The organism is Microbulbifer taiwanensis, from assembly GCF_014904815.1.
Taxonomy (GTDB): domain Bacteria; phylum Pseudomonadota; class Gammaproteobacteria; order Pseudomonadales; family Cellvibrionaceae; genus Microbulbifer; species Microbulbifer taiwanensis.
The window spans coordinates 180,230-204,496 of the sequence record NZ_JACZFR010000025.1 but is presented as its reverse complement, the minus strand read 5'-3'; the positions used below and the strand labels follow the sequence as shown (position 1 = coordinate 204,496).

The window sequence follows — 24,267 nt, the reverse complement described above, 5'->3', positions numbered from 1 at the left end:
CCCTGCGGGGAGCCTTTTTATTCTTGTAGGAGCGGCGGGGCGGCCATCCGCTCCTACAAAGCAAAATACATCAGCCACCGAGATAACGTTTGGCGAACTTCGGATCCGCCTGCTGCAGATCCACCACCACCAGGCCATCCACCGAATCGCAGAAGTCCGGGTCCACATTGAACGCATGGAAGCTGGTGCCGCCGGGCCTGGTCACCGCGGTGTATTTCTTGAACAGCGGCGGCAGCATCACGCCCTCCTCCTTCAGAAGCTGCTTCAACTGCACCATATCAGCGCTCGCGTCTCCCGCCAGTTGCGGCAGGTCCTCCCGCGTCTCTGCAAACGGCAGGCGGGCGTCGCCGAGGGGGGTTTCGGTGGCGAAGTGATGCAGGAAGTAGCGCGCAATTGCCGATTTGGCGCGCGCGGAGAAAGTGCCCGGCATGGACACCGGGCCGAACAGGTAGCGCACATTGTTGCGTGCAACCCACTGACCGATACCACACCAGAGCAGGTCCAGGCCGCGACCGCGCCAGTATTCCGGCAGCAGAAAACTGCGCCCCAGTTCCGCCGAACCCGGCAGGCACTGCTGTGGCGGGCGCGGATAATTGAACAGTGTGCTGCTGTAGATCTGTTCCGGCTCCAGACCCGCGGTCTTGGCCAGGCGGTAGGCGCCGGCGATCTGCTGCCGCTGCCCATCCCACAGCAACAGGTGGTCATAGTGGGCATCGAAGGCATCCCAGTCGCGGCTCTGGCCCGTGCCCTCACCCACCGCGCGGAAGGCAATTTCACGAATGCGCGACAGCTCGCGCATCACCGGGCAGTCCGCCTGCCGCTGGTAGAGTTTGACCGAGAAATCGCCCTGCTCGACCAGCGTCGTGCAGACGTCCATCACCCGTGTCACATCTTCCACCGATTCCGCGGCCGCAATGGGCTCCGGGCCCAGCGGTCGCGGGGACTTGTGCAGCCTGTGCACATGCTTGCGCCACAGGGCGGCCTGGGCGCGCGGGGCCAGCGGCCAGCTGCGGAAGTGCTCGGCCTCCACCGGGTTGCCGATGCGGATATCGATGCTGCGCCTGGTCTGCTTGAACATCTCGCGGATCAGCCACAGGGTCGACAGCGGCTTGTTGACCATCGACAGGCCGTAAAACCACCAGGAATTGCGACCACGTACCTGCACCGGCAATATGGGTGCACTGGATTTTTCCGCGAAGCGGGCAAAGCCCGGATTCCAGCGGCCATCGCGCACGCCCTGGGGCGTCAGGCGGGAAACCTCGCCGGCCGGGAAAACGATGATGACACCGCCCTCCTGCAGGTGGCGGTATATACCCTCCACATCAACCCGGCGGGTGCGGCCGTTGAAGTTGTCCACCGGCAGCAGGTAGGGGCGCAGCGGCTCGATATTCCACAACAGCTGGCTGGCTATGGCGCGCACGTCTTTGCGCACTCGCGCCACCATATCGATCAACGCCAGGCCATCTAGACTGCCCAACGGGTGGTTGGAGACAATCACCAGCGGTCCGCTGCGCGGTATCCGTTCAAGCTCCGACGGGTTCAGGTCGTAGCGAAAATCAAAGTGGGCAAATACTTGGCGAATAAAGTCGAGACCACCCAGGTGCGGGTAGAGGCGGCCGAACTCCTGCACCTGCTGTTCGCAGCAGATTTTCTTCAGTGTTGCGGAAACCAGCTTGCGCGTCGGCCTCTGCGGCGCAGCGCTGTACCAGGCATTTTTCTGTAACAGGTTTTCCAGTTGAATCATGCGGCTACCGCTTCGGTCATTATGCTGGCAATTTTGGGCGCCCGGTGCCAGTGCAGAAGGTCCAGGCTGCCATCGTGTTGCTCCACCACGGCGCTCATCGAATCCACCCAGTCGCCACAGTTGGCGTAAGTCACCCTGCTTTTATCAGCGCTCCTGTGATGGAGGGCGGCGCGGTGAATATGGCCGCAGATAACACCGTCGAGGCCGCGACGACCCGTCTCGCGAAGGGCGATTTCCTCGAAGTTGTTCATCATGCGTTTGGCCGCCTGCACGCGGTTCTTCACGTGATTGGCCAGGGACCACCAGGGCTTGTCGAAGCGACTGCGCCAATAGTTGATCCAGCGGTTCATGCGCAGCATCAGGTAGTAGCTGTGATCACCGATGTGGTAGCTGATGGGATTGATATTGATCTGGTGCTCGAACTGGTCGCCGTGGGTGACCCAGTAGCGCCTGCCGTCACCAGCGGTGTGGATCCACTCCCGCTCTATGCGGATATTGCCCAGGCGCTTGCCGGCCCAGCTGCGCATGGGTGCATCGTGATTACCCGGGACATAGATGACTTCGGGGGTCTGGCTGCTCAGTTCAGACAGCATACCCAGCAGCAGCGATGAGGCCTGGCACCAGCTGCCCTTGCCCTGGGACAACGCCTTCATATCGAAGATATCGCCGACCAGGTAGACGGTATCGGCGCGGTTCTGGGCGAGGAAATCCGCCAGCCGTTGCGGCTCGCTGTCCCTGCTGCCCAGGTGAACATCGGAAATCCACAGTGCGCGATAGCGGTTGCTCATTTCAAGGTCCCAAGTAGCGGTTTGGGATACCTTGCTGGAGATTCCTTACAAAAATTGGCCAATTGTGTGAAGAATTTATTTCAAACCGGCCGGTGATATTGCCCGGCGGCTCAGACCGCGGACAGCCAATGAAGCCAAAGGCTAATGCCTGACTCTCTCGATCTGCTCGAAGCGGGATACGCTCGCCAGGTAGTCTTCCCAGCTATTGGCCAGTTCCGGGGTCTGGTAGCGCTTGTATTTCTCCCGGTCCAACCAGAACACCTTCGTTCGCGCACGGCGCAGGTCGATTGCCGGCAGTCGCTCTATCGCGGCAGAGCCGCTGCTGAATACGGAGGCGGACCTGGAATTCTGGATCATGTCGCTCACAATCGTCAGGTTGACCTCCTGCGCATGCAGGTCGAACCGGTTGAGCGATGCCACATCGGAGAGCGCCTCGTAGATTGGAGACACCTCCTGCTCACCGGCGGCAACGACGGACGCAATGGCCTGCTCGAACGGTTTCTGGAATCTGTCCCGATACAGTTTTTCGACGAAAAGGCGGTTGGAGGTCAGTGCATCGGCGTCATCGGCGGATTTCGGTTTGCACAGGTCGACAACAGGTTCGGACAGGCCGTGAAATTTCTCATCCAGCACAAAGATCGTAAAGCGGTCATTCTCTTTCGAGACTTCCAGCAGGCTGGAGATACGGCTGTGCAGAAACCTGCGCTGGTATTCGGACAGGGTGTCCGACACATCGATAAGAAAAATGTTGTGGGAATAGCGGGGCAGGCTCTCGTTGCAAAGCGACATGCGGTCATAGTCATTTTCCGGTGCCTGGAGCCTCACTGCGAAGAAGGCGATCAGGCCCAACAGCGCAATAGCCCCAGCAATGAATATTCCGATTCCCCGTCTGTCTTCAGTTGACAGGGCGCCGAGCGGAGACTTCTTCACAGCCCGTTCAACCCGTTTTCCCGCTCGATTCTCTGAATTGCAGAACTGATTTCGCGCTGGTATTCCCCGCACTTCCTGCTGATCAGGTCCATCGAGTCTGCAAACTCCCCGTCGAGTTCTTCGATGACCCGATCGAAGTAAGCGAGATCCTGCCGGTGCTGCTCCAGCCCGGCGGTGTTCAGCTTCGGCAGCTTGTCCAGTTCAAAGCGCAACAACTCGCCGAAATAGGCTGCGCGCCTGTTCATCATCCTGGCCGAGTATGATTGGTAATACCTCACCAGCTCGTCCAGAAGCCCCTGGGCCTTGTGGATGTCCTCTTCGTATTCCCGCCGGATATCCTCACTGCGATCGATACTCGACTTGAAGCCGATATGCTGTGCCCGGATCTCTTTTTCCCGCTCCGCCAGCTCCCGCTGGGCCTCCTCGACCAGTGCACTGACTTCTTCATAGGCCGCAGAACAGCCCCGCATCCACCGCTCCTGCCGAACCTTAGCCCTGCGGGCGGCCGACGTATATCCCGGATAGCGGTCATCGACGATGAAAAACTTGGCCGTCAGCAGTATCAACGCCATACCACTGACGATAACCATGATCCAGGAGTTGAAGTCGTGGATTCCCAGGGGCGCGCCCCACAGGTTCATCACCGCAATCTTGGAAGCCGTGAACGGGTGCAGCTCCAGCGCCTCGCGGTAATGGCCGACGCCGAGTATGAAAAATACGCACAGTGAGGCGATCAGTGCAAACAGGCCCAGGAATAGAAGTTTGCGCATCGCGCTGATATGAAAGACCTGCCGGAGGGCGAAGGCGGCAAAGGCGGCAAGCCCCAGGTTGACCAGGCTGATGATCAGTGCCTGGAAGAATCCACCGGCGAGCCCCAATTCACTGCCCTTGGCCAGGAAAAAGGAATTCAGGCCCGTCTCTGCAATAACGATAAAGAATACGATCGAGTAGTGGAGAATCCGCGACTCGCGATAAACAGCCTCCCTGGTCAGGCCGTTCCTGTGCCGGAAACTTTCCAGGTCCATGCGGGCCGCGGAAAACTCGCGCGCCATTCGCTGAAGCATCTGGACCACGGCGGAAATTTTTGCGGAAACCTTTTTGTCGAGCGCGGCCTCCGTATTCCTGATCTGCTGATACAGCTGGCGGATTTCGACTTCCCCGCGCGTGTTCGCCTGCTGGTCAATTTCAGCCTGGCGCCCCTGGTGCACCTTGCCGATAATCTCCCGCACCACGTAGGCGCGCAGGCTCTCCTCGCTCTCCGTGTGGCTGTTGCGGTCGACTTCCGGGATACCAGCCTTCACGTCGCGCTCTACGCGCTGCTCAATATCCAGATCGGAGATGGCGGCCTTAATCGCCGGTATAGAGGCCATAGACTTCACCTCAGGCACAACCAGTGCTTTCCCTATTAATAGAGAATAGCCGGCGAGAAGCACCTGGCGGCGCCAAGGCGACGAATGACAGTGGGCCGCGGCGCAGGAATCACCGCGGTCCCGACTCAGAGGCGCGGTGTGGGAAGCACCACATTGGCGCGAATTACCTCCTGCTGTTCAATCAGTTGATTGATCCGCGGGCGATCGCGGAGATAGTGCGGAGTCTGCTTGTGCAGTGCCAGGGCCTCGGGGCTGTCGTAGACCTCGTAGAGATAGAGCAGCTGTTCTTGCTCGCAATCTTCCAGTACGTCGAATACGTGACAACCGGGTTCGTCGCGCACTGAGGCGACAGCATTCTGTCGAATCACCTGCAGGTACTCCTCCCTGGCCCCCTCTTTCAGCTGAACCTTGATGAAAATGCAGTACATCCCGCCCTCCTCTCTGTCGCTTCAGGTGCTGGCCAATATATTCAGCCCCATGGTATACATATATGTATACACATTCCATTCAAGCCTGTATCGAGTAACGACAGAAAGACCGTAAGGAGCCCCCATGGACAGACCCCCTCACCCCCTCAATGGCATGCGCCACATTGCCTTTCGGGTTCCGAACCTGGAGGAATGTGAGCGCTTCTATGTCGAGCTGCTCGGTATGCAGGTACTCTCCCGCCCCCACGGCGACCTGGTGTACCTGACGCTGGGCAACGACAACCTCTCCCTGGCCCGCGCCGCCGACGGAGACTCCGCCGGCGATGGGGGCAATCTGGATCACTTCGGAATTGTCGTGGACAGCCGTGAAGAGCTGGACCAGTGGTACGCCTACCTGAAGGCCGCCGACGTTCCCATGCGCGGCACTCCGCACGATCACAGCGATGGCGCGCGCAGCTTCTACTGTCTGGACCCGGCGGGAAATACCCTGCAACCCCTCTACCACCCGGCAATTTCCGGACAGCGCTTCAGCGCCGCTGTAATCGAGTAGTAGGTTCAGCTGTGGAATTCGGCCGGATCGGAGTGTCGCTCCCGGGGTAAGGAGCCATCAGTGGAAAAAGGGGCCGGCAGCGGAAAAGGTGCCAGGGGAAAGGGCACAGCGCGGCAGCGCGCTGTGGTGGGTAACTCGCGATAGCCTATTCGGAATCCGACGGGTGGCGCATCGGGGGCGGGAAGGGAAACTTGGTGACCTTGTCGCCTTTCACCTCGACGATCTTGCCGGTCCCCTCTTTTTCCACTTCATCGATGCGCACAATGCTGTGCATCGGGATATAGGAGCGGGTCACCGAGGCGAATTCATTCTTCAGTTTCTCCTCGCTGGGGTCCACTACCAGCTGGGCCTTCTCGCCAAACACAAACTCCTCCACCTCGATAAAGCCATACATATCGCTCTGGTAGATGGCCCGGGCGTAGAGTTCGTACACCTGGTTCTGGTTGTGGAAAATGACTTTGTAGATAGGGTTGGCCATAGGACTCTCTGAGCGGGGGCAGCCCCCGTGGATTCTAGTCTCGATACGGGCTTTGCCCGAAAAAGCGCGGAAGGTTAGCACTCTACAGGAGGCCCGTCTATGCAGTCCCGGGCCGGGTCGCTATAATGCCCCACCATTTTTAACTGACCAGTTTTTAACCAGGCGCGATATGTCCGAAACCACGCCCAAAACCGCGGTGAAAAAGCTCTATATCAAGACCCACGGCTGCCAGATGAACGAGTACGACTCCGCGCGCATGCGGGACCTGCTCGGCGAGTCCCACGCCATGGTGCCCACTGACGATCCGGAAGACGCGGACGTACTGCTGGTCAACACCTGTTCCATTCGCGAGAAGGCCCAGGAAAAACTGTTCCACCAGTTGGGCCGCTGGAAGCACCTGAAGGAAAAAAATCCCAGCCTGGTGATCGGTGTCGGCGGCTGTGTGGCCAGCCAGGAGGGCGAGGCCATTGCCAAGCGCGCCCCCTACGTGGACCTGATTTTCGGCCCGCAGACACTGCACCGGTTGCCGGAGATGATGGAGACCAAACAGCAGAAGAGCGGCGCCGTAGTGGTGGACGTCTCCTTCCCGGAAATCGAGAAATTCGACCGGCTGCCGCAGCCGGAGGCTGAAGGCGCCACCGCCTTCGTCTCCATCATGGAGGGCTGCTCCAAGTATTGCACCTTCTGCGTGGTGCCCTACACCCGCGGAGAGGAAGTCAGCCGCCCGGTAGCGGACGTGCTGGAAGAAGTCGCGCACCTGGCGGACCAGGGCGTGCGCGAGGTGAACCTGCTGGGGCAGAACGTCAATGCCTATCGCGCCTATCATGGTGAAGAGGGTGACGACGGCCAGATCGTCGATTTCGCCGAGCTGATCACCTATGTGGCGGCCATCGACGGTATTGACCGCATCCGCTACACCACCTCTCACCCGGTGGAGTTCTCCGACGCGCTGATCGACGTCTACGCCGAGGTGCCGGAGCTGGTAAACCACCTGCACCTGCCGGTGCAGAGCGGCTCCGACCGCATTCTGATGGCGATGAAACGCGGCCACACGGCGCTGGAGTACAAGTCCAAGATCCGTCGCCTGAAAGCGGTACGCCCGGATATCTGCCTGTCGTCCGACTTTATCGTCGGTTTCCCCGGCGAGACGGAGCGCGACTTCGAGGCCACCATGAAGCTGATCCAGGATGTGGGCTTCGATATCTCCTTCAGCTTTATCTACTCCGCCCGCCCGGGTACGCCGGCGGCGGACCTGCCGGACGACACCCCGGAAGCCATTAAGAAACAGCGCCTGCAGCTGCTGCAGCACCGTATCAACCAGCAGGCGGCAGAAATCGCCCGGCGCATGGTCGGCAACACCGAGCGGGTACTGGTGACCGGCGTGTCCAAGAAAGACCCGGGGCAGCTGCAGGGCCGGACCGAGAACAACCGCGTGGTCAACTTCCGCTGCGACGAGCTGGCGCTGATCGGCAAGTTTGCCGATGTGCTGATCGAGGAGGCGCTGCCGAACTCACTGCGCGGGATATTGGTGGCCTCGGAGTTGGATGGGCCTTTAGACTGATTTTGGGCTCCGGGCAGCCCCCCCAAGTGACACTAAGAGAGCTTCGAGGCGACACTGCTGCCGGGATTCGTTTGCGGGACGCGGGCTAGGCGCCCCCCCGGAGAATCCATCCCTGGAGGCTTGTCGGCGAGGTCCCTCTCGCCAACAGTCCCGCAAACGAATCCCGGCATCAGCGTCTTCGCATCAAATTCTGGTTTCTGCCCACCAGTGCGTCGGAGGGAAAAGAACACTGAAATCAAATGCGAAGGCCCTGATACCGATGGCTTTTCGCGGGACTGTCGGCCGGAGGAACCCGGCCGCCAAGCCTACAGGGATGTATTCATGGCGTGTCCCGCGAAAAGCCATCGGTAGCAGGGTCGCCCCCTCAGTCCACTTACGAAGCGCCAAAACGGAACCACCCAGGAAGCGACAGTCGCAACTCTGTAATACCACAGTGTTATAAGCCCCAAGACCAATTAGAACCCATTCGTCACACTCTGCCCTTTCCCCTACCGGGAAAATGGGTATACCCTAGCAGTGAACTCCCCAGATAAAAGGTGCCGGAAACCAATTTGGAAACACAAGCCCTCGCTCACAGCATCACACTGGAGCCCAACGACGCCCGCCGCCTGGCCAACCTCTGTGGCCAATTCGATCAACACCTGCGCCAGATTGAACAGCGACTGGATATCGAGATCCGCAATCGCGGCAATCAGTTTGCCTTCTACGGAGAACCCAAGTCTGCCCGCGCCGCCGGCGAGGTATTGAGCTTCCTGTACAAGGAGACCGGCAACCGCGATCACCTGACGCCGGAAGAGATCCACCTGGCCCTGCAGCAGTCGGGAGTCGAGGAACTCCAGAACGGCAGCAGCGAGGGCGCCGAGGCGGAACAGGTGGTGCTGATCCGCACCAAGAAGTGTTCCGTGCGCCCCCGCGGCCTGAACCAGCGCAAGTATGTGCGGGCCGTGCAGACCAACGATATCAACTTCGGCATAGGCCCGGCCGGCACCGGCAAGACCTACCTGGCGGTGGCCTGTGCGGTAGAGGCTCTGCTGAAGGACGAAGTAGAACGTATATTGCTGGTGCGCCCGGCGGTGGAAGCCGGCGAGAAACTCGGCTTCCTGCCCGGCGACCTGAGCCAGAAAGTAGATCCCTACCTGCGCCCCCTCTATGACGCCCTCTACGAGATGCTCGGCTTCGAGACAGTGGGCAAATTGATCGAGCGCAATGTGATCGAGGTGGCGCCGCTCGCCTATATGCGCGGCCGCACCCTGAACAACGCCTTCGTGATCCTGGACGAGAGCCAGAACACCACCCGCGAGCAGATGAAGATGTTCCTGACCCGCATTGGCTTCGGCTCCACCGCAGTGATCACCGGCGACCCCAGCCAGGTAGACCTGCCCCGCGGCCAGGCCTCGGGTTTGAGGCACGCGATCGAGGTACTGGGCAAGGTCAACGGCATCAGCTTCACCCACTTCGGCGCCAAGGACGTGGTGCGCCACCCGCTGGTTCAACGCATCGTCGAGGCCTATGACATCCACGAGGCCGAGCGGGACGCCATGTCCGGCAAGCCGGATGAGGATGCGGCCTGAGGCTGCTGTGGTGTCTCATACTTTGATCAGCCTGCATCTAGACGTGCAGCGGGCCAGCCGCTGCACCGACTTACCCTCCGATGACAGTATTCGCAACTGGGTCAGCGCCGCCCTGACAGGCCGCCGCGAAGTCGCGGAGCTGACGGTGCGCATCGTCGACGAGGACGAGAGTCGCCAGCTCAACAGCCAGTACCGCGGCAAGGACAGCCCCACCAATGTGCTGTCCTTCCCCGCAGAGCTTCCCGATGACCTGGATCTCCCACTTTTGGGAGATCTTGTGATCTGCGCGCCGGTTGTGGCACAGGAGACGGAAGAGCAGCACAAAGCGCTCCCTGCGCACTGGGCACATATGGTGGTCCATGGCACACTGCACCTCCTGGGCTACGACCATATAGAGGACTCGGACGCCGAAGTGATGGAAAAACTGGAGACAGGGCTGCTGGCCGGGCTCGGCTTTGCCGACCCCTATGCTCCAGTGGATCACTCGGCCCCGCGAACAGCAACAGACTAAAGTAGAGACGAGAGAAATCCGGAGCATGGCCACTTCCATGACCACAGACGAACCCCCAAGTAGTCAGTCATCCAGCCGCCCCCGATCGGGTGAAAAACGAGCGGGTGAAAAGAACTGGCTGGAGAAGCTCTTCGGCGCCTTTTCCGCAGAACCCAAATCCCGCGACGAACTGCTGGATATCATCAAGGATGCCGCGGAAAACCAACTGGTGGACGCAGAGGCGCTATCCATTATCGAGGGCGCGCTTGACGTATCCAGCCAGCAGGTGCGCGAGATCATGATCCCCCGCTCACAGATGGTCGTGGTCAGCCTGCAGGACAAGCCCGAGGAATTCCTTCCCAAGATCATCGAGTCCGGCCACTCCCGCTTCCCGGTGATCGGTGACAGCGTCGACGATATCCGCGGCATACTGCTGGCCAAGGACCTGTTGCCGCTGGTACTGAAGGGCGTGGAAGACTTCCAGTTGGAAGACATCATCCGCCCGGCCAATATCATTCCCGAGAGCAAGCGCCTGAATATCCTGCTGCGGGAGTTCCGCGAGAACCGCTACCATATGGCGGTGGTGATCGACGAGTACGGCGGCGTATCCGGCGTGGTCACCATTGAAGACATCCTCGAAGAGATAGTCGGCGAGATCGAGGACGAAACCGACGAGGAAGAGGCGGACAGCTTTATCCGCAAGGTGGGCGACAACGACTTTATCGTCAAGGCGCTCACCCCCATCGAGGATTTCAACGAATATTTCGAAAGCGAACTCAGCGACGAGGAGTTCGACACCGTCGGCGGCCTGATCATGCAGTCCTTTGGCCATTTGCCGGGGCGCGATGAGGTCACGCGATTGGGAGACTTCATGTTCCGGGTACTCTATGCGGACAACCGGCAGATACACCTGCTGCGGGTGAGCCGGATGGAAAAGCCGGTTGAGGAAGACGGCTGACTTTCGGGACTCGGGACTCGGGACTCGGGACTCGGGACTCGGGACTCGGGCAGGGTGCGCCGTGCGCACTACCGGGCCAATGGTGCGCGCGGCGCACCCTACGAACTGAATGAATTGAATGAGTAAGAACTCCGCACTCCGCATTCCACATTCCGCATTCTCGGTACTGGCAGCGGCCGCCGGCGGACTGCTGACGCTCTCCTTCGCCCCCTACGACGTCTGGATCTGCGGCCTGCTGTCGCTATCCCTGCTGGCCTGGCTGTACCTGCGCGCATCCAACCGGAAACCGTTTCCGGGGCGCAGCAGCCTGTGGCTGGCATTCTGCTTCGGCCTGGGACTGTTCGGCAGCGGTGGCTCCTGGGTCTACGTCTCCATCACCGAATTCGGCAATTCCTCTGTACCACTGGGCCTGCTGCTCACCGCCGCCTTTGTCAGCATTCTGGCACTGCTGCTGGCATTGCCCTTCTACTTCCTCGGCCGCTTCACAGACAACAGGATCAGTTTCGCCCTCGCCTTCCCCGCCCTCTGGTTTATCAGCGAGTGGCTGCGCAGCTGGGTTTTCACCGGTTTCCCCTGGCTGTTCGCCGGCTACGGCCATATCGAAACCTGGCTGTCCGGCTGGGCGCCGGTGCTGAGCGTTTACGGCATAGGCCTGTTGCTGGCCATGTCCGCCGCAGTGGTCGCCCTGGCTGCCGCGGGGCGCTTAACCCCGATTAAACAACACGTCTCCATTGCGCTGATCGCCGCAGCGCTTGCCCCCTGGCCGCTGGGTGCCCTGCTGGCACAGGTAGACTGGACCCAACCCGAGAGTGAGGAAATCACCGTTGGCCTGGTGCAGGCCAATATTCCCCAGGACAAAAAATGGCTGCCGGAATTCCGCGGCGAGACCATCAGCCGCTACCAGGACGGCACCCGGGTGCTCAGTGAACAGGGCGTCGACGTGATCGTCTGGCCCGAGGCGGCGCTGCCACTGCTCTATGGCCAGGCTCCGAACCTGATGCAGGCACTGCAGCGCAACGCCGAACAGACGCAGATAGACCTCATCAGTGGTGTGCTCTACGACCGGCGGGAAGCGGGCGCAGAGGGCAGCCGCGTGATCCACAACTCCGCCGCCGTCTTCGGTCGCAGCCCCAGCGTTTACCACAAACGCCACCTGGTGCCCTTCGGCGAGTATGTACCCCTGGAAGACTGGATTCGCGGCACCATCGAGTTTTTCGATCTGCCCACTTCCTTTATTCGTCCGGGAGCGGAGGGACAACAGCCCCTGAATGCCGGCGGGGCCAGCTGGGCGCCGCTGATCTGCTACGAGATCGTCTACCCGCGCCTTGTGGCCGACAGCGCCCTGTCGGCACAGGTGCTGCTGACGATCAGCAATGATGCCTGGTTCGGCGACTCCATAGGGCCTCTGCAACATATGCAGATGGCTCAGATGCGCGCCCTGGAGACACGCCGCTACCTGGTGCGCGGCACCAACACCGGTGTCACCGCCATCGTCGACCCCCGCGGCCGGATCCTGGAGAAACTGCCCCAGTTCGAGCGCGCCAATATGATTGGGCAGGTAAAGGCCATGCGCGGCGGTACCCCGTTCATGTTTGCGGGCATCTCCCTGGTATTCGCCCTGGCCCTGCCGATGCTGGTCGCGGCCATGCTGCTGCGACGCAGGGCAACCCCCGATGCCGATTCACCTCTCGCTGGCGAATTATCCGACTAACGAGGCCGCCCCGAACAATGGATTGAGGGCGAAACCAGGTGACACCCGTTTCCTCCGGGGCGCCAAATATTACCGCTGCGCCCCGATGTTTCACCTAAAATGCGCTGCAATTACCCTGAGCCCGCCACACCTGGCTGCGGCTGCTATGCTGCAAGCAAATTACTAATGAATCGGCGGCAAGGATGCCTTCCCTATGCATTGTTTAATCAGCGGCGGCACAGGCCTGATAGGCCGACTGTTTTGCCAGCAGTGGCTGGCCCGCGGCGACCAGCTGACGGTGCTGAGCCGGCGCCCGGACAAGGTGCGCAAGCTGTGTGGAGAGACCGCGCACGGCTGCCGCGAACTCCAGGAAGTAGAGGCGCCGGTCGATGTGGTGGTCAATCTGGCCGGAGAGCCGATCACCCACCGCTGGACGGATAAGCGCCGCGCCGAAATCCGCGACTCACGCCTGAAAATGACCGAAAAGCTGGTGCGCTGGTCTCTGTCCCAGGCCCAGCGCCCGCGTTACTTCCTGTCCGGATCCGCAGTGGGCTATTACGGCGATCGTGGCGGCGACCTGCTGCGGGAGAACAGTCCCCCCGGCGGCGGCTTCGCCGCACAGCTGTGCCGGGACTGGGAGGCGGCCACCCTGCCACTGCAGCAGGCCGGAATCTGCGTCGGCACCATGCGCACCGCCATAGTGCTCTCCACCCGCGGCGGAGCCCTGGCACAGATGCTGCCACCCTTCCGCCTCGGCCTCGGCGGCCCCATGGGCTCCGGCGAACAGTGGATGAGCTGGATTCACGAGGAGGATATCGTCGGGCTGATGCTGCACGCCATCGACCGCCACCTGTGCCTACCGTTCAATGCCTGCGCACCGGAAGCGGTGACCAACAACAGCTTTTCCCGCCTGCTCGCCAAACAGCTGCACCGCCCCTGCCTGATGCGCACACCGGCCTGGGTATTGAAGATGATATTTGGGGAAATGGCGGAGGAGCTGTTGCTGGCCAGCCAGAAGATGGAACCGCGCACCGCACTGGACAGTGGCTACAGCTTCCAGTTTCCGACACTGGAGCAGGCCCTGGCGGACCTGCTGCAGAAGAACGGCCACGCCAGGAAGGCGCGAGCCTAACAAGTTAATTGGGATATGTAGGGGCTGCAGGCGCCGCGAATACCTGGAGCGGTGGAAAGAGCCTTGTGTTCGCCCTACGGCGTAGCGGCTGCTACGCGGCCTCTACACTGCGGCTGAGCGCCTGGTCCAGATAGCGACGGCCCGACTCGCCCGCCACCTCTTCCACCCGGCACTCCATCGGCGCAGATCCCACCCACTGGGCATGCCAGCGATACCACTGGTGATGGTCCCCGTCACTACGCAACTCGACAAAATCCACCTCGGCCGGATTGAGACGGAACTCCCGCACTATCTGCCCGGCAAAAGTCTCGAAATTCTTGCTGACCTGGGCGGCCCCGTCGCTGCCGCCGCAGAGGAATACCAGCTCGCGTCCGTCCTGCTCTGCGCGTTTGAAACCAATCCACACCGCCCGGTTGAGGCGATTGTGCAGTTGAATGGGGGAAAAGGATGCGGGAAGGCCCTTCATCTCGGTGATACCTCTTTTATTGTTATGGTTGCTATCCACAGCCACTACTCTTTATCTGTCTAAAAAGTGGCCGCGGTGAGGCGAGCCATCTTATGCCCGGTGCCCGTATCGGGCAAGGCCGAATTGTGACCCGTCAGGGTCTGTCAGCACTAAGAACCGATGTCGCGGCAATGGTTCCTCAACAGTTTCTGACCGGCGGCAATGGCATCCAGTGATACCAGCGACGCGCCAGCATTTCGCGCCAGTAGACCTGGGTGCGTAGCAGCGCTGCGGCGCTGGGCAGCCAGCGCAACAGTCCGCTCTGCGCTCTCGGCAACAGCTCCGCTGGGCTGCCCACCGGCTCTGGCTGCACCTGCAGTCCGGCGCGGGCAAACACCTCTGCGGCACGGGGCATATGCCACCAGTGTGTCACAAGGACCACACTCTCCACACCGGAGTCGTGCAATATGGCGGCCGTGTTGACCGCGTTCTCGGCGGTAGTACGACTGCAATTCTCGCGCCAGGTCACCGGGCGCTGGAACAGATCCTGTAGCAGGCCCGCCATCAGTTCCGCCTCTGGGGCCCGCTCCTGCTCGTAAACCCGCCCGCCACTCACCAAGAGCGGCATCTGCACCGGCGCCCTCTGTGCGGCCCAGGCCACCCGCTCCAGGCTGGTGGCAGAGAGTCGTTCGTTACCGGAATTCTCATCCCGGTAACGGCCGCCGCCCAGCACCACCACGGTCTGGGGCACGGCATCCGGCGCGGCCGGCATTCTGCCCAGGCGCTCACCCAGCCAGGCGGAAAATGCCGGTGTCGCACAAATCCACATGGCAGTGAAAGAAAGGATAGCCAGGGGCAATGACAGTTTCGCGAAAGGGGATGTGGCCGGGAAAAACCACAACACCAGGGCCAGCAACAGGCCCAATAGCGGCGCAAGCGGGGGCATCACCAGGCTGGCCATTATGGCGTGCCACTCCATCAGTCTTCGAGTCCACCCTCGATCTGCCGGAAGCAACCGTAGCCGCAGCGGTGGCAGGGTGTGATCTGGGCTCCCGCCTCTGGCATGGCCCGGTATCCGCACCCCAGGCACTGCAACTCCTCGCCGGCGACGGTGCGCTCCCCGGCCAGCGCCCAGGGTTTGCCCTGCTTGATGCAGCGCATCAGATTCGGCCAGGCTGTCTCGGTGGGGTCAGCGGCATCCAGCAGCCAACTGCCGCCGCGCTCCTCCAGGGTCTGCAGCTCGCCGCCGAGGCCGCGCAGATAGTCCCCCGCACGGTGCAGGTCGTCCTTCAGCCAGGCGCGCAGAAAGGCCACCTTGTTGGCGGTCAGGTCCTCCACCGCCAGTTCCCCCTCCACCAGGTCCTCCAGGTCCCGGCGCATCGCCTCCGCCATATTGTCCTCCGGCGGCAACTTCGGTTCCTTCGTCATGGCATCCCTCATATAATCCCGCGTTTGTGCATCCTAACCGGTGCTACCGGAGCACTCCCTGATCGAGATCGATCGCGCCCCGCAGCAGGGCGATAGCGCGACAGTATCGCGGCCCGGCGCCGCACTTCAGGGCAATTGAACGGTTTTCCCGCAAATTCAGATCACAGAGTATAGGTCCCCAATCGATGGAAGAGCAGTACAACCCCTCCGCAGTCGAAGCCGCCGCCCAGCAGTTCTGGGAGGAACAACAGAGCTTTGAAGTGACCGAGGACGCCAGCAAGGAAAAATTCTACTGCCTGTCCATGTTCCCCTACCCCAGCGGCAAACTGCATATGGGGCATGTGCGCAACTACACGATTACCGATGTGATTTCCCGCTACCAGCGCATGCAGGGCAAGAATGTGCTGCACCCGATGGGCTGGGACGCCTTTGGCCTGCCGGCGGAGAACGCCGCCATCCAGAACAAGACGGCGCCGGCCAAGTGGACCTACACCAATATCGACTACATGAAAGGCCAGCTGAAGGCCCTCGGCTTCGGCTTCGACTGGTCCCGCGAGCTGGCCACCTGCCAGCCCTCCTATTACCGCTGGGAGCAGTGGTTCTTCACCCGCCTGTACGAAAAGGGCCTGGTCTACAAGAAAAACTCCGCGGTGAACTGGTGCCCCCACGACCAGACGGTACTCGCCAACGAACAGGTGGAGGACGGCTGCTGCTGGCGCTGCGGCACTACCGTGGAGCGCCGCGAGCTGGCACAGTGGTTTATCAAGATCACCGACTACGCCGAGGAGCTGCTGGGCGACCTGGATAAGCTGCCCCTCTGGCCGGAGCAGGTGCGCACCATGCAGCGAAACTGGATCGGCAAGAGCAAGGGGGTGGAACTGTCCTTTGCGCTGCCGCAAACCATCGCCGGTGTCGACCACTTCGATGTCTACACCACCCGCCCGGATACATTGATGGGCGTGACTTATGTGTCCCTGGCCGCGGAGCACCCGATTTCCCTGGCGCTGGCGGAAGGCAATGCCGAACTAAAGGCCTTTATTGCCGAGTGCAAGAAGCAGTCCCTGTCCGAGGCCGATATGGCCACCATGGACAAGAAGGGTATGGACACAGGCATCAAAGCGATTCATCCGATCACCGGCGAGGAAGTGCCGGTGTGGATCGCCAACTATGTGCTGATGGACTACGGCTCCGGCGCCGTGATGGCCGTGCCGGCCCACGATCAGCGCGACTGGGAATTCGCACACAAGTACGACCTGCCGATCACGCAGGTGGTGGCACCCGCGAACGATGACGCCATCGACCCGGGCAAAGAGCCCTTTACCGACAAGGGTGTGCTGGTGAATTCCGGCGGTTTCGACGGCCTCGACTTTGATGCCGCCTTCAACGCCATCGCCGACGCGCTGGAAGCCGCCGGCAAGGGCCGGGTGACCACCAACTACCGGTTGCGCGACTGGGGTGTATCCCGCCAACGCTACTGGGGCGCGCCCATCCCGATGTTCAACCTGCCCGACGGCGGCGAGATACCGGTACCGGCTGACAGGCTGCCGGTACTGCTGCCGGAGGACGTGGAGCTGGACGGCGTCCAGTCACCGATCAAGGCCGATCCCGAATGGCGCAAAGACGAATTGAACGGCGAGCCGGTGCAGCGCGAGACGGACACCTTCGATACCTTTATGGAATCCAGCTGGTACTACGCCCGCTACACCTGCCCGGACTTCGAGCAGGGCATGCTGGATCCGGAGCGCGCCAACTACTGGCTGCCGGTAGACCAGTATGTGGGCGGTATCGAGCACGCCATTCTGCATCTGCTGTACGCGCGCTTTTTCCACAAGCTGATGCGCGACGAGGGTCTGGTAGATAGCGACGAGCCCTTCAAGCAGCTGCTGTGCCAGGGCATGGTGCTGGCGGAATCCTTCTACAAGGAAGAGAAGGGCCACAAGACCTGGATCAATCCCGCCGACGTCGATGTCGAGCGTGACGACAAGGGCAAGCCGATCAAGGCGATCGAGCGCGCCAGCGGTGAAGAAGTCATCGCCGGCGGTGTGGTCAAGATGTCCAAGTCCAAGAACAACGGCATAGATCCCCACGCCGCGGTGGAGCAGTACGGCGCCGATACCGTGCGCCTGTTCACCATGTTCGCCGCACCGCCGGAGCAGACTCTGGAATGGCACGACGCCGGTGTCGAGGGCGCCAGCCGCTTCCTGCGCAAACTCTGGAAAACCGTGCACGGCCATATGGCCGCCGGCGGCAGCAGTGTCGATATCGACCAGGCTGAACTCTCCGACAAACAGCAGCAGCTGCGCCGCAAGACCCACGAGACCATCCAGAAGGTCGGCGACGACTACGGCCGCCGCCAGACCTTCAATACCGCCGTGGCCGCGGTGATGGAACTGCTGAACGAAGTGGGCAAGCTGGCCGAGCGCGACAGCGCCCAGGGCCTGGCGGTCGAGCGCGAGGCGCTGCAGGCCGCGGTACTGCTGCTGGCACCGATCACCCCGCATATCTGCCACCAGCTGTGGCAGGCGCTGGGTAATACTGCACCGCTGGTGGACGCACAGTGGCCGCTGGTGGATGAGAACGCCCTGGTGCGCTCAAGTATCACCCTGGTGGTGCAGGTCAATGGCAAGGTGCGCGCCAAGCTGGAAGCGCCGGCGGAAGCCGACAAGGAAACGCTGGAAAAAATGGCACTGGCCGACGATAACGTGCAGAAATTTATCGGCGATGCCACGGTGCGCAAGGTGATTGTGGTGCCGGGCAAGCTGGTCAATATCGTTGCCAAATAACCGCGTCGCCAAATAACCAGCCTCCCGGTAGGGTGCGCCGTGCGCACCGCCGGGGTCAAAGGTGCGTTCGGCGCACCCTACGAAGCACAAAAAACATTATGAAAAAAATATTCAACCGCACCCTGCTCCTGCTCGTGGTAATCACTACCGTCAGCTGCGGCTGGCACCTGCGCGGCGCGCCAAAAAACTTCCCACCCGGCAGCCAGCTGTACATTTCTGCCGAGGATCCGCGCAGTGATATCGCCCAGGAGCTGACACGCCTGCTGCAGAACGCCGGCCTGCCGATGGCGGAATCACCGCTGGAGGCGGACTACGCGCTGACCATTCACAAGGAAACCGAGCGCAAGCGCACCGTCTCCGTGGATGCGCGGGGCCGCGCGTCGGAATACGAGCTGATCACCAGCGCCCTCTACAGCGTGCGCGACAGCAGTGGCCGCACCCTGCTCAACAACGCCGAGGCGGACGTCTACCGGACTCTCGAGTGGGACGAGAACGAAGTGGTGAGCAAGGGCGAGGAAGAACTGCTGCTGCGCGAGGAAATGCGCCGCGAGCTGATCGGCCGCATTATCGACCGCCTGCGCCGCATCGATGTCAGCGCCACTGCGGAAGACCGGAGTTACTGATTCCCTGTGCGTATCAACCCCCGCCAATTATCGCAGAGCCTGAACAAGGGCCTGGTCCCGATTTACGTCGTCTCCGGTGATGAACCGCTACTGGTGCAGGAGTGCTGCGACAGCATCCGCGCAGCCGCGCGCAAATGTGGATTCAGCGAGCGCGAACTGCTGCACGGAGAGCACAACTTCGACTGGGGCCAGCTGCTGGCCTCCGCCGGCAGTATGTCCCTGTTTGCGGAAAAGAAAGTCGTCGAACTGCGCTTGCCTGGCGGCAAACCCGGGGACAAGGGCAGCAAGGCATTGCAGGAGTTCGCCGCGCTCGCCGGCGACGATCTGCTGCTGTTGCTGGTGCTGCCAAAACTGGATAGATCCCAGCTCAACAGCAAGTGGATCAAGGCACTGGACCAGAAAGGCGTGCTGATCCAGGTGTGGCCGGTGGATGCCGGGGAAATGCCGCGCTGGATCCACCAGCGACTGCGCGCAGCGGACCTGAATGCGGAGCCAGAGGCAATCCAGATACTGGCCGAGCGGGTCGAGGGCAACCTGCTCGCCGCCAGCCAAGAAATCGAAAAGCTCAAACTGTTGAGCCAGGACAACCTGATCACCGCGGAAATGATGAACGACGCCGTGGCCAGCTCCGCCCGCTACGATGTCTTCGGCCTGATCGACAGGGCCCTGGCCGGTGATGCCGAAAATGCGATCAAGACACTGCACGGCCTGCGCGCGGAAGGCATCGAAGCGCCTGTGGTGCTCTGGGCCCTGGCCCGCGAGATCCGCAGCCTGCTGGAGATCGGCGAGAAATTGGAACAGGGCCAGCCACTGGCGCGCCTGGTGCGCATCCAGAAGCGCCAGCCGCTGGTACAGGCCGCCCTGGCCCGCCTGCGCCCGCGACAGCTGGAAGGCCTGCTGCTGCGCGCCCGCGCGGTGGACTCCGCCATCAAGGGCGGCAGAGACCAGGATCCCTGGACAGGATTGCTGGAGCTGACCCTGAACCTGTCCGGCAAGCGCAGTATCTAGATCCGGGAAGGCCGAGCTCCAGCTCGGCAGCGGGACCAGGTCCGCCGCAATCGATTATTTCGCCAGTTTCGCCGCGTAAATTGCGTCCACCAGCCCTTCCCCATCACTGTCCCCGGGCAACTCCCAGAACATAATGCCACCCAGCTTCTGCTCGATTGCGTAGCGGACTTTCAGCGAAACCGAGCGGCGATTGTCGAAAGTCGCATAGCGCTTTTCTTCTGGGTGATAGGCATAGGGCGCCTGAGCGCTCTGGTCCCAGAAAAGTTTATATCCAGTGTTTTCTGCGTAGGCCTCCGCCAGTTTGCCAAAGGGCAATCCCGCCACATGTCTGCCCTGTTGATAGCGGCCGTTATTCTGTGCCTCTACATTTTCCCAAACACGGGAATAGAAGGCCGCTCCTATCACTATTTTTCCTGGCGGCACCCCTTGCGCCAGCAGGTAGCGCACCGCATTGTCGGTGGACTGCTTCTGCGCTGCAGTTGAATACAGCGGGCTGTGGTGACCGGTAGTGGTACTGAAGCCGTTCACCAGGTCATAGGACATCAGGTTGACGTTATTGACCAGCGGTATCACTAGTTGCCAGTCGACAGATTTCTGCAGAAACTCGTCGAAGCCACCGGCGGCGATGCTCAGCAGATAGTCTTGGCCGAGTTCACGACGCAACGCTCGCACCAGCCCGGTGAAATTATCTCGATCGCCCGCATTGTATGGATGGCCGGGATGCCCCTCTATGGCCGGATACTCCCAGTCCAGGTCAATACCGTCGCCACCGTAGGTCTCCAATGCCTGCACCACCGACTGCGCAAAAGCGCGGCGATTTTCAGCGTCGGCAAAAATCGGCGAGCAGCTCTCGCAACCACCCCAACCGCCCAGTGCGAGCATGATTTTCAGGTGGGGGTACTGTGCTTTCAGGTCCAGTAGCCGTCTGTAGGCGTCAATCGCTTCGGGACCGGCAAAGGCCATTTGATTGCCGTCGAGAAAAATAAAGCTGTAAATCACATGGGTGATCTTGCTGAAATCGTAGCGATCGAGATCGTGGCCATCGCCGGTGTAGTAGGCGATCACGGCCAACTCCGACGAGCTGATAACCTGAGCCTCCGCGGATTCGGCGCTGCGCTCTCCCCTGTTATTTTCAACCTTGGCCTCTGCACTACTGCAGACCGCGAGGAGGCCTACCAGCAGACCCACCAAACTCAATTTTCCACTTATCATTTTTTTCTCCATATTAATTCTCTCGTTCAGGTGGATAGAATATCCACCGACGCCAGAGTGCCATCGATACCAGCTCCGCTGGCGCCACCCATCAGGTAGATATGATTGTGGAGCGCCACTGCGCCCATGCCGTGACGCCTACCGGGCATCACACCTGCCCTGCTCCAACTGTCCCGCCTGGGATCGTATCGCCACACATCCCGGTAGGTACTCCAGCGCTCACTCGCAGTTTCGCGGTCCACCAGCGCCTCACCGCCAAACAGGTAGATTTCCCCGTCCATCACCGCCGCGGCAGTTCCCGCCGTGGCCACCGGTAGCGGCGCCATCATCTGCCAGCGATCCGCCACCGGATCATAGCGCTCCACCAGGGACTGGTTTTCGTGCCCACGGTCGTAAATCCGCCCGCCCATCACATAGAGTTCGCCATCAAGCAACACGCAGGCAGCGGAATTTCTCGCGAGAGACAGGGGCGCCGCCTTTTCCCAGCGGTCATCGTCGCGCAGCCGCCAGTGGTGGGCCGTATCGCCGTCGGCAGTGCGTCCGCCGATTACATGGATATCCCCATTTGCGCAGGCGTAACAGGATTCCGCCTGGGGCCGAGGCAGATCCGGCCCCCGCTGCCAGACAGGATCGCCATAACTCCATCGAAACACCGTCGCCTCAAACTGCCAGGCGTTGCCCGCCACCGCGGAGAAACCGCCAATACCAAAGAGAGATTTTTCATCGGACACCAATCCCAGGTGGTGACGCGCCACCGGCAGTGCCGCAATCGGCGACCAGCGGTCACCGTGTGGATCGAAACGGAACACCTGCTCCATTGGCGCCAGCGAGCCCATTACTCCCTTCCCCGCTGGCGCCGCCCCGAGCCCCCCGCCCACATAGATCTGCCCGCGATAGACGGCCGGGTAGATTTCCTGCATTGGCAGCGGCAGTGCAGCCCCCCGCCGCCAATCCTGTCTCCCGCTCGCCGCTTCTGCCGGACCAGCGTCCGTCAATCGCGGCCAGGCGGGCGCGAGTGCACCCAATGCGAGTAGCTGAAGAAATTTGCGTCTCTGCACCGGCTCCCTCTCCTTATCGTCCCTATTGTCTGATCACCAATGCTACCCGCTCAGCCGATACTTTGACAGCGCTGTCAGATCTTGCTGGCGTTCACAACATGCCAAACCATTGCACTCTGGCGCCGCTGACCGGCGCGGCATATAACACCGTCACAAATGGGCAAGACCCGCGGCGCTCTTGCCACTAGGATGTTCGACAACAGCTAATCTTTCCCACAACGGATCCGCGCGAAGAGGCCAGAGAGAAAATCAATGAGCAAAAAAACGCCCCCGTCTGAGCTCGCCAGCACCCACGAAGTCCTGAATCAGACGCCGCCCCTGACCGGCCACAATCTCTACGCTGGCGACGCGGCGCTGCGCGAGGCAGTGCAGCACAACGGCGGCCACTGGGCCGAGGACGACCTGCAGCGCTACGGAGAGGTCTGCGGGCGCCCGGAGATGATCCAGCGCGGTTTCGACGCCAACGAGTTCAAACCCAGCTTCGAGCCCGACGACCGCGTAGGCAATCGCGTCGACCTGGTGCGCTATCACCCGGCTTATCACCAGCTGATGCAGCTGGCGCTGAGCGAGGGCCTGCACAGCAGCCCCTGGACGGACCCGAAACCCGGCGCCCACGTAGTGCGTGCAGCCAAGTACTACCTGCACAGCCAGCTGGAAGCGGGCCACGGCTGCCCGGTGACCATGACCTTTGCTTCTGTGCCCTCCATCCGCCTGGCGCCAGCGCTGGCCGGGGAGTGGCTGCCGAAGATCACCGACCGCGGCTACGACCCCAGCAACCGCCCGCACACGGAAAAAACCAGCGTCACCATCGGCATGGGTATGACGGAGAAGCAGGGCGGCTCCGACGTGCGCGCCAACACCACCACCGCCATACCCCTGGGCGACGGCAGCTACGAACTGGTGGGACACAAGTGGTTCACCTCCGCCCCCATGTGCGATGCCTTCCTGATGCTGGCGCAGACAGACGCCGGACTCAGCTGTTTCCTGGTACCCCGCTGGCGGCCCGATGGCTCCAAGAACCCGATCCAGGTGCAGCGCCTGAAAAACAAGGCCGGCAATGTCTCCAACGCCTCCTCGGAAATCGAATTGCGCGGCGCCCTCGGCTGGCTGGTGGACGAAGAGGGCCGCGGCGTCAACGCGATCATCGAGATGGTGGCGGTAACCCGCTTCGACTGCATGATCGGTTCCTCCGGTGGCCAGCGCCAGGCGGTGGTGCAGGCCATCTACAATGCATCACGGCGCAGCGCCTTCGGTAAAACCCTGATCGACCAGCCGCTGATGCAGAATGTGCTCGCCGACCTGCAACTGGAAGTGGAGGGCTCGATAGCCATGACCCTGCGCATGGCCCGGGCCTTCGACCGTCCGGAAAATGAACACGAGAAACTGCTGATGCGCCTCGGCACCGCAGTGGGCAAATACTGGATCTGCAAGCGCACCCCGCACCACGCCTACGAGGCGATGGAATGCCTGGGCGGCAACGGTGTGATCGAGAACTTCATCACCGCGCGCCTCTACCGCGATGCGCCGATCAATGCGATCTGGGAGGGCTCCGGCAATATCCAGGCACTGGACGTGCTGCGCGCAGTGGCCAAGACCCCGGCGGTACTGACCAACTGGCTCGACGAAATCGAACAGAGCAGGGGCGCAGATGCACAACTGGACAGGGCCATCGACAGGCTGAAAAAACAATTGGCGGATATGGATCAGGTGGAATACAGGGCGCGGCGTCTGGTAGACCAGCTGGCGCTCACCATGCAATCGCACCTGCTGGTGCAGGGTGGCAACAGTGCCGTGGCGGAGGCCTTTATCGCCTCGCGCCTGGGCGCCGAGGGCGCCCACAACACCGGCTGCCTGCCCACCGGGTTGGATATAAAAACCCTGATCGAGCGCGGCAATCCGCTCGTCGTTTAATCCCATTTCCTGTAGGAGCGGCCCATGGCCGCGATCGATTTGCACAACGAAGTGAGATCAATCGCGGCCATGGGCGGATGGCCGCCCCGCCACTCCTACAAGTAAATTC

At 61.5% G+C, this 24,267-nt stretch carries 22 protein-coding genes; 11 read left to right on the top strand and 11 right to left on the bottom strand.

All coding sequences use genetic code 11. The features are described 5' to 3' along the window. Positions 1-70: 70 nt before the first annotated feature. The 5 genes from IG627_RS08945 to IG627_RS08925 all read right to left on the bottom strand — a co-directional run bounded on the left by IG627_RS08945 (position 71) and on the right by IG627_RS08925 (position 5,260). Positions 71-1,744, bottom strand: coding sequence for a lysophospholipid acyltransferase family protein (locus tag IG627_RS08945; protein WP_193192005.1), 1,674 nt, complete (start codon positions 1,742-1,744; stop codon positions 71-73). Further along, positions 1,741-2,532: a UDP-2,3-diacylglucosamine diphosphatase gene (locus tag IG627_RS08940; protein ID WP_193192004.1), complete on the bottom strand. Its 792-nt coding sequence runs from the start codon at positions 2,530-2,532 to the stop codon at positions 1,741-1,743. Before IG627_RS08940 ends, IG627_RS08945 begins: the two co-directional genes overlap by 4 nt. 141 nt (positions 2,533-2,673) lie before the next feature. Continuing rightward, positions 2,674-3,462 carry a hypothetical protein gene (locus IG627_RS08935; RefSeq protein ID WP_193192003.1) on the bottom strand — a complete coding sequence of 263 codons (789 nt, stop codon included), beginning with the start codon at positions 3,460-3,462 and terminating at the stop codon, positions 2,674-2,676. Further along, positions 3,459-4,832, bottom strand: a complete 1,374-nt coding sequence (locus IG627_RS08930; RefSeq protein ID WP_193192002.1) for a hypothetical protein — start codon at positions 4,830-4,832, stop codon at positions 3,459-3,461. The genes IG627_RS08935 and IG627_RS08930 overlap by 4 nt, the downstream gene beginning before the upstream one ends. A gap of 125 nt (positions 4,833-4,957) precedes the next feature. Then, positions 4,958-5,260 carry a putative quinol monooxygenase gene (locus IG627_RS08925; RefSeq protein ID WP_193192001.1) on the bottom strand — a complete coding sequence of 101 codons (303 nt, stop codon included), beginning with the start codon at positions 5,258-5,260 and terminating at the stop codon, positions 4,958-4,960. Between the two features lie 124 nt (positions 5,261-5,384). On the opposite strand from IG627_RS08925, the gene IG627_RS08920 reads away from it, so the two are divergent. Next, a complete protein-coding gene (locus IG627_RS08920; RefSeq protein ID WP_193192000.1) occupies positions 5,385-5,810 on the top strand; it encodes a VOC family protein in 426 nt (141 codons plus the stop codon). Between the two features lie 145 nt (positions 5,811-5,955). Here the strand turns inward: IG627_RS08920 and IG627_RS08915 are convergent, their stop codons facing one another. Then, entirely contained in the window at positions 5,956-6,288 is a 333-nt protein-coding gene (locus tag IG627_RS08915; RefSeq protein ID WP_193191999.1) for a DUF1820 family protein, read from the bottom strand. A 169-nt stretch (positions 6,289-6,457) separates the two neighbouring features. Between IG627_RS08915 and miaB the strand changes: the two genes are divergently transcribed. The 6 genes from miaB (at position 6,458) to IG627_RS08885 (ending at position 13,690) form a co-directional block, all read left to right on the top strand. Further along, entirely contained in the window at positions 6,458-7,849 is a 1,392-nt protein-coding gene (miaB, locus tag IG627_RS08910) for a tRNA (N6-isopentenyl adenosine(37)-C2)-methylthiotransferase MiaB (protein WP_193191998.1), read from the top strand. A gap of 551 nt (positions 7,850-8,400) precedes the next feature. After that, complete coding sequence (locus IG627_RS08905; protein WP_193191997.1) at positions 8,401-9,420, top strand: PhoH family protein; 1,020 nt, start codon at positions 8,401-8,403, stop codon at positions 9,418-9,420. Between the two features lie 10 nt (positions 9,421-9,430). After that, positions 9,431-9,931, top strand: a complete 501-nt coding sequence (gene ybeY, locus IG627_RS08900) for an rRNA maturation RNase YbeY (RefSeq protein WP_319024532.1) — start codon at positions 9,431-9,433, stop codon at positions 9,929-9,931. A gap of 37 nt (positions 9,932-9,968) precedes the next feature. Further along, entirely contained in the window at positions 9,969-10,868 is a 900-nt protein-coding gene (locus IG627_RS08895) for an HlyC/CorC family transporter (RefSeq protein WP_226864868.1), read from the top strand. 118 nt (positions 10,869-10,986) lie between these two features. After that, on the top strand, positions 10,987-12,579 hold the full coding sequence (gene lnt, locus IG627_RS08890) for an apolipoprotein N-acyltransferase (protein ID WP_193191995.1): 1,593 nt from the start codon (positions 10,987-10,989) through the stop codon (positions 12,577-12,579). A 193-nt stretch (positions 12,580-12,772) separates the two neighbouring features. Then, entirely contained in the window at positions 12,773-13,690 is a 918-nt protein-coding gene (locus IG627_RS08885) for a TIGR01777 family oxidoreductase (protein WP_193191994.1), read from the top strand. Positions 13,691-13,781: 91 nt separating this feature from the next. On the opposite strand, the gene IG627_RS08880 is transcribed toward IG627_RS08885, so the two are convergent. The 3 genes from IG627_RS08880 to IG627_RS08870 all read right to left on the bottom strand — a co-directional run bounded on the left by IG627_RS08880 (position 13,782) and on the right by IG627_RS08870 (position 15,563). Next, entirely contained in the window at positions 13,782-14,195 is a 414-nt protein-coding gene (locus tag IG627_RS08880; protein ID WP_319024531.1) for a hypothetical protein, read from the bottom strand. 139 nt (positions 14,196-14,334) lie between these two features. Further along, positions 14,335-15,114 carry a YdcF family protein gene (locus tag IG627_RS08875; protein WP_226864867.1) on the bottom strand — a complete coding sequence of 260 codons (780 nt, stop codon included), beginning with the start codon at positions 15,112-15,114 and terminating at the stop codon, positions 14,335-14,337. Beyond that, the gene (locus tag IG627_RS08870) at positions 15,114-15,563 is read right to left on the bottom strand and encodes a zinc ribbon-containing protein (RefSeq protein ID WP_193191993.1); all 450 of its coding nucleotides are present in this window, start codon (positions 15,561-15,563) and stop codon (positions 15,114-15,116) included. The genes IG627_RS08875 and IG627_RS08870 overlap by 1 nt, the downstream gene beginning before the upstream one ends. A 185-nt stretch (positions 15,564-15,748) precedes the next feature. Here IG627_RS08870 and leuS point away from each other — a divergent pair, with 185 nt between their 5' ends. The 3 genes from leuS to holA all read left to right on the top strand — a co-directional run bounded on the left by leuS (position 15,749) and on the right by holA (position 19,977). Then, positions 15,749-18,346 (top strand): leucine--tRNA ligase, encoded by a 2,598-nt coding sequence (gene leuS / locus IG627_RS08865; protein ID WP_193191992.1) that lies wholly within the window; start codon positions 15,749-15,751, stop codon positions 18,344-18,346. 98 nt (positions 18,347-18,444) lie between these two features. Next, positions 18,445-18,969, top strand: a complete 525-nt coding sequence (locus IG627_RS08860) for an LPS-assembly lipoprotein LptE (protein ID WP_193191991.1) — start codon at positions 18,445-18,447, stop codon at positions 18,967-18,969. 6 nt (positions 18,970-18,975) lie between these two features. Next, entirely contained in the window at positions 18,976-19,977 is a 1,002-nt protein-coding gene (gene holA, locus IG627_RS08855) for a DNA polymerase III subunit delta (protein ID WP_193191990.1), read from the top strand. 54 nt (positions 19,978-20,031) lie between these two features. Here holA and IG627_RS08850 read toward each other — a convergent pair whose 3' ends face one another. Further along, on the bottom strand, positions 20,032-21,189 hold the full coding sequence (locus IG627_RS08850) for a glycoside hydrolase family 18 protein (RefSeq protein ID WP_226864866.1): 1,158 nt from the start codon (positions 21,187-21,189) through the stop codon (positions 20,032-20,034). Positions 21,190-21,215: 26 nt separating this feature from the next. Continuing rightward, a complete protein-coding gene (locus IG627_RS08845) occupies positions 21,216-22,109 on the bottom strand; it encodes a Kelch repeat-containing protein (protein WP_193191989.1) in 894 nt (297 codons plus the stop codon). Between the two features lie 390 nt (positions 22,110-22,499). Between IG627_RS08845 and IG627_RS08840 the strand changes: the two genes are divergently transcribed. Continuing rightward, positions 22,500-24,158 carry an acyl-CoA dehydrogenase family protein gene (locus IG627_RS08840; protein WP_193191988.1) on the top strand — a complete coding sequence of 553 codons (1,659 nt, stop codon included), beginning with the start codon at positions 22,500-22,502 and terminating at the stop codon, positions 24,156-24,158. Positions 24,159-24,267 lie beyond the last annotated feature (109 nt).